Here is a 16,488-nt window from a genome sequence, read left to right as displayed (position 1 = left end):
AAAGCAAACCGGCGAGGTTTCCGCAGACCCCATAACTGAATACCTTCTTCTTCCTCTCTCCTTTTCAAGGCCCGGTCCCGCAGCCCGGGCCTTTTCCTTTTGTGTTGGGAACGATGGGTCAAACGCACGATACGAGCTCACGGAGCAAGCGTGGCCAACGGCACTACCAATACCCCATCATCCCGGCGATAAGCGGCAGCCGTAGCGGTCAGCACCATCAAGAATGACGGACGGCCTTCGTGATCTTGATCAATTCTGTCAGCCAACTTTTTCAAATGGGCCGCCGCAATATCAACCTGCTTTTCTCCGAGCTTGACCTCAATGAGAGCCCATCGTCCATCATGCAGGCCAATGACCGCATCAGATTCCAATCCCGTCTTATCCCGATAATGGAACACATCTCCGCCAAGCGCATCAGCATACACACGCAGATCGCGAATACACATGGACTCAAACAGCAAGCCAAAGGTCTCGAAATCATTAAGGAGTTTCTCCGGGGTCGCGTGCAGTACCGCACAAGCTATCGACGGGTCGCTGAAGTGTCTGGTTGGGCTCGTTCTCACTGCAGTCTTAGAACGTAAACGAGGGTTCCAAGCTGGAAGATCTTCAGTTACGCAAGCTCGCGACAATGCATCTAAATAATCGGAGAGTGTACCTTCCGAAGGCGGTTCACCCTGCATATCCGCCGCGATAGTGGATTGCGACGCCTGAGAAGAAATATTGCGCGCATACGAGCGCATAATCAGACGCATCCAAGTTTTATTGCGCTTTATACCATCCATACGATTGATGTCAGAATCAAGTAGTTCTTCGACATAATCCGCGGCCATGCGCAAGGCAACATTTACTCGAGATTCGACTACTGCTTCAGGCCAGCCACCGCGGCATAGCGCAAACGCGGTGTTTTCAATATCGAAATCGGAGAAACCCGAAACATCATGGTTGCCATCGAACAACTCTCCCAACGAAACAACGCCCGTCGATTCCTGCGATTCAAATAAGGACATGGTACGCATGGTTAATCGGGCAATTCTTCCCACTCCGGAATGAGCTGGTTCCTGTTGAGGAGTCGCCGATCCAGTTAGGATGAATCGGCCACGACCGCGCCCTCGATCGATGGCGAAACGCACCGCGTCCCACAATTGCGGGGCCATCTGCCATTCATCAATGAGTCTCGGCTCCTCACCTCGCAGGATGAGAGAAGGCTTTGTATCAGCCAAGGCCAACAGCGTAGCACTGCGATCCGGGTCCTGCATGAAGACCTGACTCGCCGACTGCCTTTCTGCCGTTGCAGTCTTGCCACACCATTTTGGACCTTTAATCTGAACGGCACCAGAAGACTGCAATGCCTGAGTCAGCAACCCATCAGCCACTCGAGGAAGGTACTCGCCACGTTGAATCTCCGAGCTCTCCACTGCCATATGTGCCCTCCCGCAAACCGTCGAAACATCAACCTATAAATCACTCTATTGCGGAAGTTGGACCATTCTAATTGTGGAAGTTGGACTATTTTCGTTGTGGAAGTTGGACCATTCCTATTAGGGAAGTTGGACACTAGATTACGAACTAGACTTTTCCTTTTTGCAGCAACAGTGCCACCAACACGATGGGCGTCATCACCGCCTATCGCCAGACCCTTTTCCTTGACCTAAAAAGAGAGATGCCCAGACAGTGCCATCTTTTCTCTGATCACACTAGCCAATTCGGAACGCAGCGGCGAATCCGCGATCCGCGCATCCTCTGCAACCGCGCCTTTGACGTTCGGCAATCCGGCGAATGAGCTTTTGCTCAGGCGTTCTTCGTGATTCATTTCTTTGGTCGGAAAACAGAATACGCGGGAACGCCCCTCACGCCTACGAAACCAACGGCTCGACGACGAACCGACATCCACGAAAACAGCAATAGCGCCTCTTTTATCGAGGTAACATATTCCCTCTTTATGCATTCATACCCCCCCTATTTGAAAGCTCTGCCAAATATCGCCGACGCTGCGACTTATCATGTTGCCATACTTTGCAATCCTTTGCATCCCCTTGCATCTCAACGGCTTGTCCGAAGTAAGCCGCATCACTGACAGCCGTAGCAACGTTGTTCGTATCGCATTTTCAGACTTCTTATGCCCCCTACATTGCCCCTATATGGCCCCGTCGGCATGTTGCATGAAAGGCTTGGTGCGGAGTAACGTTTCGCAGTGTGGCGCGTGCGGTGTTGCCATTTGCGACAGCACCTATGCCATGCACGACTAAGACGGACCCGGCCGTCTTGTATAAGCAAATCATGAGCAGATCAAGCGAAGGAACAGGCGACTATGGCATTGCTGCATCGACGTTCGACGAGTAAGCGTGCCTCACAGAAAATGTGGGAAAACAACGCGGCCATGCCGGATGACGCATCTGCAAATGACAACGTTTCCTCAGCGCGGCCCGAGCCCGCAGCATTCGTTCCAACACCATTTGACGAAGTCATCGATATCAGCGATCTCGTGGCCGAGCGCCGACGCCTGCAACGCAACCTGTGGGCGATGCGCATCATCACCATTGTGCTGCTGATCGCCGCAATCGCCGTGGCCTGCTTCCCGCTAGCGTTGCAATTCGAGTCCGACCGCAACTTGGCCGCCACCACAGCCACCACGGCCAAAGAAGTAGCTGGCTGGCCTTACCCGCAGGCGGAAGACAAGCTCACGGCGGCCCGCGCATACAACAAGAAGCTCGCTGAATCCGGCCAGCCTATCTTGGGTGAAGCCGTCGATCCGTTCGCCGCCGCTCAAGGAGGATCCCAAGCCAGCGGCGAGGATTCCGCCTCAAAGAAAGACAAGGAATACCAGTCACTGCTTAATACCGGCAACGGCGTGATGGGCACAATCAAGGTGCCCAAGCAGTCCATCAATCTGCCGTTTTATCACGGCACTTCCGAGGAAGCACTGGCTTCTGGTGCCGGCCACTTGTACGGCACGTCGCTGCCGGTGGGAGGTAAATCCACCCATTCGGTCATTACCGGGCACCGCGGGTTGGTTGAAGCGCTGATGTTCACCCGTTTGGACGAGGTGAAAGAGGGCGACTTCTTCTACATCGAAGTCATGGGCGAAACTTTGGGCTACAAAGTGGACCGCATTTCGGTGATTTTGCCGGATGACACGTCGAAGCTCAAGATCGTGCCGGGTGAGGATCGCGTCACTTTGATGACCTGTACGCCATACGGCGTGAACACGCACCGACTGCTTATCTCCGGGCACCGCGTGGCGATTCCGATGCCGGCCCCCGAGCCGAATGACGTGCTTGACGCGCGCAATATCGCCCTTGGTGTTGGTCTAGGCATACTGGCGGCAGGACTGTTCATTATCTGGTTGGCACGACGCCACAAGGCCGCGCGCATCATCCGCCACGGCGCATTCTGGCCGTGGATGCGCCGCAAGGGCGAAAGCGCCAATGATACGCTGGCTTAGGCCTCGCGCCGACCGGCCAGTGCCCTGCCCAGCGTGATTTCGTCGGCATACTCCAAGTCGGAGCCCACCGGCAGGCCGCTGGCAAGTCGGGTGACCTTGACACCTACGGGTCGCAATAGCTGGGTCAAGTAGCTGGTGGTGGCCTCGCCTTCAATATTCGGGTCGAGCGCCATAATCACTTCCTTGACCTCATCGCCTTCTAAGCGTTTGAGCAGACCGGGAATACGCAGGTCGGCAGGGCCAACGTTGGCCATTGGGTTGATTGCGCCGCCGAGCACATGGTATAGGCCGTGGTATTCGCGCGTGCGCTCGATGCTCATCACATCCTTGGGCTCTTCGACCACGCAGATCACCGAACGGTCGCGTCTCGGGTCGGCGCATACCGGGCAGGGGCTGGATTCGCACACGTTGCCGCAAATATCACAGAAGCGGATCTTGGCCTTGACCTCTTCGATGGCCTCGGCCAAATCGCGCGCTTCATCTTCGGGCGCGGACAGCATGTAGAAGGCGATACGCTGCGCGCCCTTCGGCCCGATGCCGGGCAGCCGCCCGAAAGCGTCGATCAGTCGTTGTATTGCGCCGTCATAAGCAAGTGCCATGGGTATTCCTCGTTATTCGTCCTCATTATTCATCCGAGTGCTTCTTGGCAGGCTGGATGTTCTTGGGGTTCTTCGGATCATCTGCCGCGAATTGCTCGACTTTTTTGACCTCGAATAGCTTTTTCAGATCGTCGAGATTCATGGCCGTCGCCTCGCCGAGCGACTGGTCGCTCATCGAGTATTCGTCATCCTCGGCCGCGACTTGCGGTTGTGGTTTCGGCTGGGGCTGGGGCTGGCTATTCCACGGGTCGGCATTCGGGGTCGGCTGTGCGGGTTGCGGTTGATTCCACGGGTCACCGTGCGGGGTGGCCTGCGGAGCCGATTGTGGAACTGCCTGCGGTTGATTCCACGGGTCATCGCCGGCAGCCGGCTGCGGAACCGATTGGGGCTGGTTCCACGGGTCATCGCCCGACATATTGCCCGACACTGTCTGAGGAACCGAAGAAGCCGGAGTCTGGGACTGAGGCTGATTCCACGGGTCGTCTCCTGGCTGCGGAGCCGCCTGAGCATGGTTCCCCTGCGGTTGATTCCACGGATCATCGTGAGGAGACTGCTGATATGGCTGGTTCCACGGGTCGGCTTCGGCCGGTTGCGACGCCGGTGAGACCGCGGCCTGAGACTGCGTCTGATTCCATGGATCGTCGCTCGCGCCGGCAACTGCCGTAACGGAAGATGCGGTGGCTGGCTGCCCAGTGGACTGTCCAGTGGGTCCAGCGGACGCAACGGACGCAGTGGGTGCAACAGGAGCAGCCGGAGCGGCCCACGGATCAACACCGTCACTGATGTCCGGAACCGCAACATGCTTCTTGTGATGCTCTTCGGGCGCAGGCGTAGCAGCGGGCTCGTTAGGCGCGAACCCGTCTGCAGATTGCGGCGAAGCGTTGCTTACGGCCGGCTTGGCCCAAGGGTCATCGTCACTCCAGTTCTTCGCTGCCGTGGATGCACTGGATTGTCCGGCTCGATGGCTGTCGTCTGCGTCCTCGGCTTGGCCTGTTGCAGTCGGCTTCGGAGCTTTCGTCTCGCTCCCCATATGAATGCCCAGGCTCGCGCCCAAACTCGACGCGGCCAATCCAGCCTTGGCCATGGCAATCTGCTGCTTGACCTTGGCCAATTGCTCCGGGCTCATACGTTTGACGGATTCGACTCGCTCGCCATTCGCCGCGACCGCAGAAGGTGCAATAACCGCATTGGCGCCGAACTCGTTGCGCACGGCATCCATCACCACGGCCGCCGCCTTCTTACCGCTGTTATCCACGGCCAAGGCGAAAGCGTGCTGGCTCAGCGACTTGTCGAACGTCATCGACAAGCAAGGCAGACCCTTACGGTTGGGGCCGAATTTTACGGTCGGCACCTTGTCTCGTGACACATATTCACGAATGGTTTCCGGCAAAGCGGCGACGGCTGCATCCCACTTCTCGTCGATGGACCGATTATCCGATGCCGCAGGCGAGGTCACCGGTTGAGCCGGGACGGCCGGCGACGCGGCGGGCGCGCCCCACCCGGCATTGGCGGCAGGAGCGGCACCGGCAGCAGCAGTTGCTACAGCAGGTTGCACAGACAGAGAGCCCGCGGGTCGGTCGCTGACCGGGCCGTTGACAGGGCCATTGCCTCCAACAGATTCATGGGAAGCGGTGCTCTGAGGCGCGGCTGCTTGCTGGTTGCGTGCAGCACCGGAGAATCCGCCATGTGAGGCTCCGGCAAACCCGCCTCGCGATGCGCCGGCAAAACCACTGGCACCCATACCGGAAGCGGCTGGCGTAGTCGAAGTCGAAGAAGCAGCCGCAGGCGGCATACCAGAAGAAGCTGGCGCGGGAGCGGCTGTTGCAAAGCCTGATTCACTGCCGGCCAACAATCGCGCGGCCAGCAGTTCCAAGCGCATACGCGGAGAAATGGCTCCGGTCATGGCACCCAACGTAGTGTTGATGATGTCTGCCATTGCGGTCAGTGCGCCCAGTCCCAGCGCCTTGGCTTGGCGGTGCAGATCGTCCATATCCTCGGCCTCAGCCGTGTCGGACAGCACGGATTCCGCACGGTCCCCGGCCAACGTAAGCACCAGCAGATCACGCACACGAGCCAGTAGGTCTTCGACGAATCGTCTCGGATCGAATCCGCCGACCACGACTTTCTGGATAACGCCGTACAGGGCTTCGCCGTTGTGATCGATTACCGCATCCACGGCCTCACCGATCAGTGCCTCCGGCGTGAAGCCGAGCAGGGCTACAGCGGCATCATGGGTGATAACGCCTTCGACCGAACCAACCATCAGCTGGTCAAGCACGGACAGGGTATCTCGCATGGAGCCGCCACCGGCGCGCATCGCCAGTTTCAGCACACCGGGCTCGGGCTTGATGCCTTCCTTGTCGCAGATCGTCTCCAGGTAGGGACCCATGACTTCCTGCGGCACCAGACGGAACGGATAGTGGTGGGTGCGCGAACGGATGGTGCCGATCACCTTGTCTGGTTCGGTGGTGGCGAAGATGAACATCACATGTTCAGGCGGCTCTTCAACGATTTTAAGCAGCGCATTGAAGCCCTGCTGCGTGACCATGTGGGCCTCATCGAGAATGAAAATCTTATAGCGGTCGCGCGCAGGGGCGAAACCAGCGCGTTCTCGCAATTCTCGAGCATCATCCACACCGTTGTGCGAGGCCGCATCGATTTCGACCACGTCGATGGAACCCGGACCGCCGGTGGCCAGGTCCTTGCAGCTTTCGCATTCGCCGCAGGGGTGGGAAGTCGGCCCTTTGGCACAGTTGACGCAACGGGCCAGGATACGCGCGGAGCTGGTTTTGCCGCAGCCTCGCGGCCCTGAGAACAGATAGGCATGTGTGAGCTTGCCCTCGTCCAAGGCGCGCATCAGCGGGACCGTGACTTGGTCCTGGCCGATGACCCCTTCGAAGGTGTCCGGACGATAGCGACGATACAGTGCAAGTGCCATAGCTACTAACCTACCTTTGCCCTCAGAATTAACCGATAAAAAGTCAAGATAAACCGGGCTCATAGTTGCCGAATCGGAAAACTCTTTATATTCCAACGACATTCACCTGACAACGGTTACCGCATTTTTATTGTTATTAACCGCTTTCTTTGTATTAACATAGTGTCAATAACGGTTGTGGTCAGGAGGCACCCATGAGCGATACCCTCGACGAGAAACGCCCCACCCGCGGCGATGCCCGGCGCGACGCCATCGTGCAAGCCGCGCGCAAGGTGTGTCTGGAAAAAGGCTTCTCCAAAATCACCGTTTCCGACATCGCAAGCGAAGTCGGTATGACGCGTTCGCTGTTCTACCACTACTTCGAAGACAAGGAAGCCGTAGCTGACGCAGTACTCGATAACGTCATCGACGAAATCCTCACCACGTTGAAGCAGTGGAACCAAGCGCGCGAAACAGGCAACGTGAACAAGGCATTAGACGACATCGTGCATGTGCTCCGCTCCCTGATCGCCGACGAGAGCCCCTTCTCAAACCGTATGATCCAAGACGGCAACGCCGAACTGTATATCAAGTTCATTGACCGCGCGGCGGACCGTATTGCCGACTACATTGCCCAGACCACCGTACGTGATTTCGAGCAGATGCATGGCCTGCCAATCACCAACGTCCATGAGACGTTCTTCACACTGATTGTGGGGCTTATCTCGCTGATTCGCTCGCATCTGAACATCAGCGACCGAACCATCAAAGAGGTCATGGCGCAGACGCTGCATATCGAAAGCTATGTCGTCTGAGGTCTGACGGCCATTGGCTCTGGTACCGCTCTCCCGCACTCCTCTCAGTCCGCTTCGCGGCCAGCTCGTCCGCAATTGCGGACAGCCTACGGCTGACTTTCTTCTGGTTCGACTATCGTCGAACCCTCGCCTACAAACAGCCCACTGGGCTGTTTGCTTTACGGCTCAGCCTAATGAGGGGAGCCAATATAATCGGGTCACGCGAACTGGCCGGTCACGGGATCGCGACCATCTCGGGCAATGGCGTTGAGCACTTCCTGTCGGGAATCCACCTCACGGGCGGCTACGGCCGGCGGCACTAGCACGCGCAACGCGCAGTCCTCGGCCACTACCCTAAATGGCAAATGCCCGATATATTCGCCGTCCGCCATCAGCACCGGCGGCTCGTCTCCTTCCGTTGCCCGCGTGACTTCGATTTCACGGATACGTTTCCAGCCGAACACCTTTGAAGCAAGTAGCTTGCCGTTATAGGCATTCGAAATGGCCACCGCGCATTCGCCGAAGTTCGGCACGTGGTCCATCCACACCAGGTCCAACAATCCATCGGAGAAGCAGGAGTACGGCGAGACCTCAATGCCGCCACCGATATGCCTCGAATTCGCAATCGTCAGCAATGGTGTGATGATGTCTCGTTCATCCGTGGTCCCGTCCGCCAATGTGGCTTTGATGTGGTAACCATAACGCTTCATATGCGTCAGCTCCACCAGCACCGCCGCAAAGTAGCGCATGGTGCCGGTCGGCAGATGCGAATGATTCGCACGGTCGTTGATGCTCGCGTCAAGACCACAGGACAGCATGCCCGCATAGTACCGGTCAATCGGATGCTCGGCGGACTTGCTCTCCTGGTACTCGTACTCCTCGCCAGTGGAGGGATCCACGGCATAGCCGCCGTCCAAAGAGGTCACGCGTCCCATGTCCACATCGATGTGTGATCCGCGCACGATAGCACCGACGATACCTTCCACTGCGGTTTCGATACGGTTGACCGGCAGCTTCAGTCCTCGTGCGAAATCGTTGCCCGACCCCGTGGCCACGATGCCCAACGGCTTGCCACTGCAGCCCACGGCGTTCGCTCCAAGTGCGATCATGCCGTCGCCACCGACCACTACGAGATAGTCGTACTCGTGCGCGCGTTCACGCGCCTGATTCAGGGAATCGTCGAAACTCGTGCCGGTGATGTCGATGACATCAAAGTTATGGGCACGGCCGGCTTCCTCCAGCAGACCCAATACCTGCGCGTCCACCTTAGCGCCACGGCCTTTATCGGAAGTGGGGTTGCCCACCATGGCCACCACGCGACGGCGCTCGTTGCGTTCACTCTCGCTCATGCTCTCACCTTAGCCAAAGGCCCAGAAGCCCGCCAGAGTATCGGTGCTTTACGGTCCATTATTGTGATAATTGTCTCCTTCCGTACAACTCACCGGTCCGGCCCGAGCCATCCGCTCCACGGATGATGCCACCAGGACCATGGTTTCCACCTTGATGGTTACCAACACGTCTTCATCCCGCACGGAGCAGGAGCCCAAAACTACACCATTCGCTTCAGCCATGTTGGCGGCGAGCGCACATGGATCACCGATATCCGCATGCCACAGCGCATACGCGGCGTCAAAGGCGATAAGGTCGGCGAGGGAACGCGCTCGGTTCTGGCAGATCATGAGGTTGCCCACACTTGCCGCCACCGCGAGCGCAATGCCCACCACCATAACCAGCATGGCTCCGGCCATCGTGCCCGATCCCTCCTCATAACGCATTCCCTGCACCGCAGTTCCTTTCTGTTGCGGCCGCCCAGCCAGCCGACCGTTATTGGCTTATCGCCGTAGCGTTGCCGGTAACCCGCGTTGGAGTTACATCCAGCGGACCGGGCAATACCGAACATTCGACCGTCACACTCGTCGATTGGCCGTCGTGGGCAATGCTGACGTGGGGCTCTCCCCCGGCAACGTCCGCAGCTATGCTGCGCGCGGATGATTCGTCACCGGTAACCACAAACTCGCGTGCAGCCGCTGCCGCGGCACTTTGACAGTCCATGGAAACGATGACCACACGTCCTATTGCCAATATCAGCCCGGCGATGGCGATAATGCTGGGCAATACGATTGCGAATTCGGCGGTGGCCGATCCCGTGCATAGGTCTGGCGGCAGTCTGGCGAGCCGCCACCGGCATGTCATGGTCTTCATGGCTGTCACCCGACTTTCAGAGCCTGTTTGATGATGTTGGTCAGCAACGTCTTGATGGCATCCGACTTCAGGATGGCGACCAGCACCGCCGCAAAGCCTGTAGCCGCAACGAGTACGACTGCGTATTCCGCAGTGGCCGCGCCTTCTTCGGGCTCAGCCATGAGGGTGCGGATGCGTGCGTCCATGAGGCATAGCCGTTCTTTCGCCTTGGCGTTCAGCGTGGCCACACGAGCCTTGCTGTGCGCAAAGATGCCGGCCTGCCCGTCGACGATGACGGGGATAGGGGTATTCATTGGCGTTCCTTTCGGTAAGGAGGGGAAGCTGCGCAGTGGCTTCGCACCTTCCCCATGCGTGTGTGAGTGGTTGGCCCCCGCGCCGGGTTGACGCGGGGTGCATACCACTGTGGACTATCAACGCTTCATGCACCAGGGAAAACGGGGTATGTGGTTCTAGCTTGCCGAGTTATCCACACCCCGACGTGTCGTCCACCACCAATGTGGATAACCAAACGCAGCCAAGTGCAATACCGAGCAATACAACAAGATTCACCCTAAGCGCACTCAGTTCACGCCTATATTCACATCATGAAGGACGCAATCGCCGGAATGACTCCTACCAGCACGAATGCCGGCAGAAAACATAGCCCTGTAGGCATCAGTAGCTTTACCGACAGCTTCGCGGCATTCCGTTCGATGGCGGCACGCTCGTCACGGTCCAGCTGTTCAATGGCGGATTCGAGGCGCACGCCAGGCATATCGCCATGCGTCCATGACGATTCCAAAGCCGATTGCAGCAGGCCAAGATCTCGTTGCGTTCTGCTGGTACGTTTTCCGGATGAACTATCAGCTGGCGCACCCTCATGCTGAACAGCCATAGCGGCATGCCACGCATCAGCCCAGGGAACCCCTCTGGCCAGGGAGCTCCCGACCTCGCTCATGCGAGCGCCGCAGTCGCCGCCGACGGCTTTGCCCACCATGTCAAGCGCCCGGGGAATCGAGGAGCCCTGACGCAAGGACACCTGCAACATACGCAATATGAGTATGGTCCATGACGACCCGCAATCATGCGCTACGACCGGTTCCTCGCCCGGCAAGCGGCTGTCATGACGAGACGGAGCCTTATACAGCCAACTAGCGATCGCCGCACAGCCTGCCGCGGCGTGTACCCACACCGTACTCATAATCCGCTGCCTTTCAACAATGCCCGCATCCATGCCAAGCCGGCAGCATAACAACATCCCCCTAATACCAAGCAGACCACACCGCGTGGCGATCCAAGCAAGAACGCCAATGGTCTAGCTCCCAGAAGCTCGCCCAATGCCACAGTGACGGCCGGAAGCGCGCTCAGCAGCCCCACAGTGGCTTTAGGAACGGCACATGCTTGCGATCGCAGGTTCTGCATCAGCCTCATCTGCCGGTAAGCAGTCAATACCGCTTCCAGACATGGCACTGCTTGGCAACCGAGCTCATCGCTCAAAACCGCTGCGGCGGTGACCCCGCGTGCAGCTTCAAGTACCTGCGCTGGTGATTCGTCGGGCAGACGCCGCTGTTCGAACACCGTTATGAGCCGTTCCACAGTAATGCGCTGAGTGGCGAAGCGTCTGCTGGATTGTTCCTCGAATGCTTCAACCAATGTGCCGCCACCTCGCAATCGCGCGATGGCGGACGTAATCACCTGCGCAACGCCCACGCGAGGTGAGCCGGCATATCGAGGTTCGTTTATGGCTGCGGAATCGACCGCACGCCCGCGGTAAGCCAGCCGATACAGCCTCCCGGACTTGTTCCCCGGCCATATCAGCACGGCGAGCGCCACCAGAACAGCACACCACATCATCACCCACCACCACTCGGCCCGGGAACGATGCCCCATCGTTCAATGAAGTGCCCCCATTCGGCGGCATACCGAGGAGGATGGCAGCCATTCCATACCGCCAGCGGTGTTCCTGCCAGTTCACCATGTGCTACACGCAGTTCGCCGATCTGCGTGATACGCCGCTGTCCGTTCACTCGCTCCAAATGCACCACCGCGTCGAAAGCGCCTGCCGCCAGCATGGCCAACGCCTGTGGACTGACTCCGGCGAGTAATCCAAGCGAAATCAGCCTGGACGGTACTCGGTTCACGCCGTCCGCATGCACAGTGGTCATGCCACCGTGATGACCAGAATTGAACGCGCGCAATAGGTCGACGATTTCCGCGCCACGGCATTCGCCCAGCACCACGCGGTCGGGGCGCATTCGCAACGTCGCTTTGACCAAGTCCGTCAGACTTATGGCTCCGACGCCCTCCACATTCGCCTCGCGCGTTACCAACGACACATGATCGCCACGCCCCAGTTCCCCCAGTTCACGAACTTCCTCTACGGTGACGATGCGCTCGTTCACATCGCATTGCGCCAGCAGCGCCTTGAGCAAGGTGGTCTTGCCCACGCCTGTTCCGCCGGTAATCAGCACTGTGGCATGTCTGCGCACCAGTCCCACGAACATCGGCAGCCAAGCAGCCGGGAATACACCTAATTGGCTCAGATGTCGCAACGATGCCATGGTCCTGTCAGGGAACCGTATGGAGATTGCGGCACCTTGTGGCACCAATGGGGCAATCACCGCATGCACGCGGATGCCGTCTGGACTGGCGGCGTCCGCTATCGGGCAGGCATCATCCAGTCTGCGCCCAAGCTGCGCGCACAGTTGGACGGCGTATTCTCGAACTACTTGCGGCGAGCGAAACGGCACACGCAATACTGTTTCTCGCATGCCGTTGCCGCGGTCCGCCCAAACGCGGCCATCACAGGTCACCGCCAGATCGGTAACCTGCGGGTCGGATGCCACATCATTCAATAGACCGAAGAACACAGTTCTGGGCACTGCGCCGGGCTCATCAGCCCGAGTGATTACGGCAGCCATACCGCATCACCGGTCCTTGCAAGAAGCTCCCGAAACCGGGCGAATGGCCTGCTCGACAAGATCGGCAAGCAAGCTCACGGCTTTGCGGCTGCCTTTGGTCACCGATCTGATGCCGAGGCCTTCCAGTACGTCTCCACACAGATTGACACTTGGTTTGACAGGCCCCAATACCGTGGCAGTCAAATAGTCCTGCGCCTCACCAATACCCACGTGGCCTCTCCCACGTGGAGCGCCACGTGGTTCCACGCCGACGATATGTGGCGCTTCACAGCCCCATGAATCCAGTCTGGACCGGTGCGACTTGGCTCTGGCCAGCCCCATCACCGACAATTCCGCGGCAATCACCTGCATGCCACTGCGCAGATCGGGTACGGTCTCAATGAGTCCACCCTGACCGGCATCTACGATGACAACGTCGTTCGTTTCCGCCAAGGCTCGAATGGCCGCTTGAACTTCCCACCAGTCAGGCTGGCGCGCGCTCCAAGGGTCATAGGGAAGTACTCGCACACCCTCCCACATCATCAGCTCATGGTTCATCGCATCGCCCTCGATGCGGCCGAGGGGTGCGTCGACTTGGCTGAATCGTAAACCCGGCTCTCGTTCTACACCCAGCAGCAGGTCAAGGCATCCGGCCACGAAATCAGCGTCTATGAGAGCGCAGCTGTGTTCACGTCTCGCCAATGTCCATGCAAGCATGGAAGCCATGACACTCAACCCCACGCCTCCATGACCTGACGTCATCGTCACAATGTTATGGAAGCTGGTGTCTGTAGTTAGGGCGAGTGCCGGAGCCTCGCCCGATCTCTGCCGTTCGCATGAGGCCAACGGCCTGGGCGGCGGAGTGTAGTAGCGATGCGCTGGAATCGGCGCATCGTCCGTGGGCAGCGGAATGCCCGGAGGTGCTACCGCTGGCGAGGTGATCCTACGCGCCACGCGGGGTGTGGTGTTGCTATTCATAAGCCGATTGAAACGTGTCCGAGTTCAATGCTCAACACGAATCGACCATTGTGGTTCTAGCTTGCTGAGTTATCCACACCCCGGCATGTCGTCCACGACAAATGTGGATAACCACGCTGTTGTTTCACGCCCATCTCATGCAGAAAAGGCCCTGACCTCATATGCACAGTCAGGGCCTTCATTTTCACGACGATTCCTTATGTGGTAATCTACATTCCTTGCTTACTTATCGAGGTTCTTGATGCCGTCTTCCATGACGTCCAACTGAGCATCGGTCACCTTGGCCGGCTTCTTCTTGCCGAACTTGGCCTTGAGCAGACCGATGATGGTCGGGGCGAGCGAAACCAGCAGAATCAGCACGATCACCAGTTCGAAGTGATCCTGCACGGCCGGAATGTTGCCGAAGAAGTAGCCCAGCAGCGTGAACAACGTGGACCAGCACAGGCCGCCGAGCACTGAGAACGGCGTGAAACGGCTCCAACGCATACCGGAAATACCGGAAATGAACGGCATGAACGTACGAATGAACGGGAAGAAGCGGCCCAGGAACACAGCCAGCGGGCCCCACTTTTCAATCATGCCCTCGGTTTTGGCCAGTCGCTCAGGAGTCAGCGCCTTCACCTTGCCGGATTGGATAATACGGCGGCCAAAGAAATGACCGATGAAGTAGTTGCACTGGTCGCCGATAATCGGCGCGCACCAAACCACCGGCAGCAACCAGAACAGCGGCAGCGCGGCCTTGCCGGTCGCAGCATCCGGGGCTGCGAACACGCCGGCCGCGAACAACAGCGAATCACCGGGCAGGAACGGGAAGAACACCACGCCCGTTTCGATGAATACGATGAGGAAGATGAATCCGAGGGTCGGCGCCACGCCCATGGCAATCCAACCGGCAATCGCGGCACGCGGATCCTTCAGCAGTTCGATGATGAAATTAACGAAGCCCATGTGTTTCCTATGAGTCCTAAATCTTGTATTGAGCTGCCAGCCCAATGAACCAGACAGTTATATGCAAACCGTCAAATACCCTACCAGCCGGCCTATAACATCAGGTCGACTGGGGTTTCCCACACAAACTCCGCAATACAAACGAAATTTCTACTCCCCCAAACGCTGCCGCACAAAGGCGTCCAGCGCGGCCGCATCGATGCCCTCATACGAGTCGATGGAGGCAAACTGGCCAAGGCCGGAAGTGTCGGTGCGAATCCAGCCAGTCTGCGCAATCAGTGTGGCCCCCGAGGCGGCGCCGGAGCGCAGACCGGATGAGGAATCTTCCATTACCACGCACTTGACCATGTCTTCAGGCGCGATGCCGAGTCTCTCAGCCGCGGCCAGATATGGGGCAGGGCTCGGCTTGTGCTCGTACGGATCATCGCCGCAGACGTAGCCGGCAAGCAATCCATCAGCCTGCTTCATGATGTTCTCGGCCATGCGGCGAGGCGAAGTAGTGACCAGCATGGATGGGATGTCGGCTTCCTTGAGCGAATGCAGCACGTCTTGCACACCAGGAATCCACGGCAGACGTTCGACCTCCGCCTTGAACACATAATCCTTGAGCTGCTTGTCGATTTCGGGAACGCTCAATGTGCAGCCATGCGCAATCATGACCTCTGCCACGTGTGGTACCGGAGTGCCGGAGCACTCCCAACCGAGGTCCTCGTTCCACTCGCCGCCATTGTTGTGCGCGATCTCAATCTCACCGTCATGCCAGAGCGGCTCAGAATCGATGAGAGTACCGTCCAAATCCCAGAACACGGCTTTGAGCAGCATAGTTACCTCCGTCCACATGCCCGCACGCCAATTGGCGCCTTTACTCTTGCTGCATTCCATTGCACCAATCGGATGCGACAACCATAGCGCGTCAGCACACCGCCCCTGCGCCTCAGCGCATGGTCAGCCCACCATCGACGTGCAGACATTGTCCGGTAATGAAGCCGGCCATGTCGGACGCCAACAACGCGACCCCTCCGGCGATGTCATCGGGACGGGCAAGGCGGCCAAGAGGCGTCATGGCAATGATTCGTTCACGAACATCCTCGGTGGTGGCTGCGCTGGATGCGGTTCCGGCCGTCAAACCTGCGGCAATGGCATTAACGGTAATGCCGAAGCCGCCCAGCTCCTGGGCCAGAGAGCGGGTCATGCCGACCAAGCCGCCTTTGGCAGTGATATACGAATGGTAGGGCACGATGGGCGAATCGACCAGATTGCTGGAGATGTTGATGATACGCCCGGAGGTCTGGGCTCGCATCAGCGGCACCACATGTGAGCACATCAGATATGCACCATGCAGGCATCCCTCGATCTGTGCGCTAAACTCATCCCAATCGCCTCCAGCAAAAGTGGAACGGCGACGCGGGTCAAAGGAGAAGCGTCCGAAAGCATTATTCACTAAGATGTCCACGCCGCCGAATGAGTCGACAGCGGTACCCACTAGCTTGGAAGATTGCGATTCATCGCAAACATCCGCCTGTACAGCTATAGCCAAGCCTCCCAGCGAGTGGATGTCTTCAACGGTGCGCTGCGCGCTGGCGGCGTCATGTACGTAATTGATGACGACAGCGGCTCCGTGCGATGCCAGGCATTTCGCCACAGCCGCTCCTATGCCCTTGCCGGAACCGGTGATGATCGCTGTTCTGCCATCCAGATTCACCATTGGACGCCGTGCCATATCGCTTTG

17 protein-coding genes are annotated in these 16,488 nt (G+C 58.4%); 2 read left to right on the top strand and 15 right to left on the bottom strand.

Going from position 1 to position 16,488, the window contains the following annotated elements:
• Positions 1-137 precede the first annotated feature (137 nt).
• The gene (locus BLLJ_RS00735) at positions 138-1,421 is read right to left on the bottom strand and encodes an ATP-binding protein (RefSeq protein WP_007054687.1); all 1,284 of its coding nucleotides are present in this window, start codon (positions 1,419-1,421) and stop codon (positions 138-140) included.
• A gap of 227 nt (positions 1,422-1,648) precedes the next feature.
• Positions 1,649-1,945 carry a hypothetical protein gene (locus tag BLLJ_RS11080; protein ID WP_162094056.1) on the bottom strand — a complete coding sequence of 99 codons (297 nt, stop codon included), beginning with the start codon at positions 1,943-1,945 and terminating at the stop codon, positions 1,649-1,651.
• A gap of 363 nt (positions 1,946-2,308) precedes the next feature.
• Between BLLJ_RS11080 and BLLJ_RS00730 the strand changes: the two genes are divergently transcribed.
• Positions 2,309-3,442, top strand: coding sequence for a class C sortase (locus tag BLLJ_RS00730; RefSeq protein WP_007054686.1), 1,134 nt, complete (start codon positions 2,309-2,311; stop codon positions 3,440-3,442).
• Here BLLJ_RS00730 and recR read toward each other — a convergent pair.
• Both recR and BLLJ_RS00720 read right to left on the bottom strand, forming a co-directional pair.
• On the bottom strand, positions 3,439-4,041 hold the full coding sequence (recR, locus tag BLLJ_RS00725) for a recombination mediator RecR (protein ID WP_007051621.1): 603 nt from the start codon (positions 4,039-4,041) through the stop codon (positions 3,439-3,441). The two genes, BLLJ_RS00730 and recR, sit on opposite strands and share 4 nt — an antisense overlap.
• 25 nt (positions 4,042-4,066) lie before the next feature.
• The gene (locus BLLJ_RS00720; protein ID WP_013582334.1) at positions 4,067-6,979 is read right to left on the bottom strand and encodes a DNA polymerase III subunit gamma and tau; all 2,913 of its coding nucleotides are present in this window, start codon (positions 6,977-6,979) and stop codon (positions 4,067-4,069) included.
• Positions 6,980-7,173: 194 nt separating this feature from the next.
• Here BLLJ_RS00720 and BLLJ_RS00715 point away from each other — a divergent pair, with 194 nt between their 5' ends.
• A complete protein-coding gene (locus BLLJ_RS00715) occupies positions 7,174-7,773 on the top strand; it encodes a TetR/AcrR family transcriptional regulator (protein ID WP_013582333.1) in 600 nt (199 codons plus the stop codon).
• Positions 7,774-7,970: 197 nt separating this feature from the next.
• Here BLLJ_RS00715 and BLLJ_RS00710 read toward each other — a convergent pair whose 3' ends face one another.
• The 11 genes from BLLJ_RS00710 to BLLJ_RS00660 form a co-directional block, all read right to left on the bottom strand.
• On the bottom strand, positions 7,971-9,101 hold the full coding sequence (locus BLLJ_RS00710; protein ID WP_007051624.1) for a diacylglycerol/lipid kinase family protein: 1,131 nt from the start codon (positions 9,099-9,101) through the stop codon (positions 7,971-7,973).
• Between the two features lie 48 nt (positions 9,102-9,149).
• Positions 9,150-9,527, bottom strand: coding sequence for an Rv3654c family TadE-like protein (locus tag BLLJ_RS00705; protein WP_013410434.1), 378 nt, complete (start codon positions 9,525-9,527; stop codon positions 9,150-9,152).
• Positions 9,528-9,576: 49 nt separating this feature from the next.
• Positions 9,577-9,954 carry a TadE/TadG family type IV pilus assembly protein gene (locus tag BLLJ_RS00700; protein WP_007051626.1) on the bottom strand — a complete coding sequence of 126 codons (378 nt, stop codon included), beginning with the start codon at positions 9,952-9,954 and terminating at the stop codon, positions 9,577-9,579.
• Between the two features lie 5 nt (positions 9,955-9,959).
• Entirely contained in the window at positions 9,960-10,247 is a 288-nt protein-coding gene (locus BLLJ_RS00695) for a DUF4244 domain-containing protein (RefSeq protein ID WP_007051627.1), read from the bottom strand.
• 284 nt (positions 10,248-10,531) lie between these two features.
• Positions 10,532-11,134 (bottom strand): Flp pilus assembly protein TadC, encoded by a 603-nt coding sequence (gene tadC / locus BLLJ_RS00690; protein WP_032740573.1) that lies wholly within the window; start codon positions 11,132-11,134, stop codon positions 10,532-10,534.
• The gene (tadB, locus tag BLLJ_RS00685) at positions 11,131-11,787 is read right to left on the bottom strand and encodes a Flp pilus assembly protein TadB (RefSeq protein ID WP_007054679.1); all 657 of its coding nucleotides are present in this window, start codon (positions 11,785-11,787) and stop codon (positions 11,131-11,133) included. Before tadB ends, tadC begins: the two co-directional genes overlap by 4 nt.
• Entirely contained in the window at positions 11,787-12,854 is a 1,068-nt protein-coding gene (locus tag BLLJ_RS00680) for a CpaF family protein (protein ID WP_007051629.1), read from the bottom strand. Before BLLJ_RS00680 ends, tadB begins: the two co-directional genes overlap by 1 nt.
• Before the next feature lie 6 nt (positions 12,855-12,860).
• Positions 12,861-13,679: a P-loop NTPase gene (locus BLLJ_RS00675; protein WP_256337104.1), complete on the bottom strand. Its 819-nt coding sequence runs from the start codon at positions 13,677-13,679 to the stop codon at positions 12,861-12,863.
• A 354-nt stretch (positions 13,680-14,033) separates the two neighbouring features.
• On the bottom strand, positions 14,034-14,759 hold the full coding sequence (locus tag BLLJ_RS00670) for a DedA family protein (RefSeq protein WP_007051631.1): 726 nt from the start codon (positions 14,757-14,759) through the stop codon (positions 14,034-14,036).
• Positions 14,760-14,909: 150 nt separating this feature from the next.
• Positions 14,910-15,581 carry an HAD family hydrolase gene (locus tag BLLJ_RS00665; protein ID WP_007051632.1) on the bottom strand — a complete coding sequence of 224 codons (672 nt, stop codon included), beginning with the start codon at positions 15,579-15,581 and terminating at the stop codon, positions 14,910-14,912.
• A gap of 112 nt (positions 15,582-15,693) precedes the next feature.
• Positions 15,694-16,464: an SDR family oxidoreductase gene (locus BLLJ_RS00660; protein ID WP_007051633.1), complete on the bottom strand. Its 771-nt coding sequence runs from the start codon at positions 16,462-16,464 to the stop codon at positions 15,694-15,696.
• Positions 16,465-16,488: the final 24 nt, after the last annotated feature.

It is taken from the genome of Bifidobacterium longum subsp. longum JCM 1217, assembly GCF_000196555.1.
In the GTDB taxonomy this organism is placed as follows: domain Bacteria; phylum Actinomycetota; class Actinomycetes; order Actinomycetales; family Bifidobacteriaceae; genus Bifidobacterium; species Bifidobacterium longum.
This window is presented reverse-complemented; position numbering and strand designations above follow the sequence as displayed.